1 protein-coding gene is annotated in these 1,050 nt (G+C 64.4%); it reads right to left on the reverse strand.

All coding sequences use genetic code 11. From position 1 onward, the window contains the following. Nucleotides 1-16: 16 nt before the first annotated feature. Nucleotides 17-960, reverse strand: a protein-coding gene (locus tag NMG46_RS29525) for an IS630 family transposase (RefSeq protein WP_164784121.1) whose coding sequence is annotated in 2 segments (ribosomal slippage) — nucleotides 17-624 and nucleotides 624-960 — 945 coding nt in all. Because the reading frame shifts where the segments join, the coding sequence is not laid out codon by codon here. Nucleotides 961-1,050: the final 90 nt, after the last annotated feature.

Consider the following 1,050-nt stretch of genomic DNA (forward strand, 5'->3'; position numbering starts at 1 on the left):
CTAGAGCGCGTCCTGTTTAATCCGGTTCATATCCTGCGGCTTTGAAGTAGTTGGCACATTCGGCTGTGGTGAAGAGGTCGACGACCGCGCCGACCGTGTCCCACAACGCCTTGATGGTTCTCTCGGCCTTTGCTCGCAGCAGCGCCTTGAGTTTGGCGAAGGCGTTCTCAATCGGGTTGAAGTCGGGACTGTAAGGCGGCAGGTAGAGCAGGCTCGCGCCTGCGGCCTCAATCGCGTCGCGCACGCCGGCGGCCTTGTGGGCGGGCAGGTTGTCCATGACAACTACGTCGCCCTCCGACAATGTCGGGACCAGCACCTGCTCGACATAGGCCAGGAACACGTTGCCGTTCATGGCGCCGTCGTAGACGAAGGGCGCAGTCATGCCCGTCAGCCGCAGCGCTCCGGTGAAGGTTGTGGTCTTCCAGTGGCCATGCGGCACGCCGGCCCGGCAGCGCTCGCCGCGCGGCGCTCTTCCACGCAGGCGGGCCATCTTTGTGGAGAGGCCGGTCTCATCGATGAACACGAGCTTCGCCGGATCGAGGTCGAGCTGGCCGTCGAACCAGTCGCGGCGCCGCTTCAGGATGTCGGGGCGATCCTGCTCCAGTGCGTGCGCGGACTTTTTTTGAATGTCCAGCCGTGGCGGCGAAGCCAGGCGCTCAAGGCGCTGCGGCTGATGCGCACCGACTGCTCGGCGACGAGCCGCTCCACCATCTCGTTCAGCGTGATGTCCTTGCGCTCCTCGATCAGCCCGACGACGAAGGCTTCATGCGCATCGAGGCTGGAGGCACGGCGGCGGCCCTGCGGGCGGGGCGCCAGTTCGCCGATCTTCGCCCGCGCAATCCAGCGGATCGCGCTGGACACTCCCACGCCGAACCGCGCCGCCGCTTGCCGCGCCGACATGCCCTCGTCCGAAGCCTTCAAGACCCGCGACCGAAGATCCACGCTCAATGCTTTTCCCATCGTCAACCTCCATCGAGGTGGACGTTGAATCAGCACAAAACGCAGCCGTCACTTCACAATCGATTCATCGATCACAGGACGTGCTCTAGA

Source organism: Mesorhizobium sp. LMG 17147, from assembly GCF_024297145.1.
In the GTDB taxonomy this organism is placed as follows: Bacteria; Pseudomonadota; Alphaproteobacteria; order Rhizobiales; family Rhizobiaceae; genus Mesorhizobium.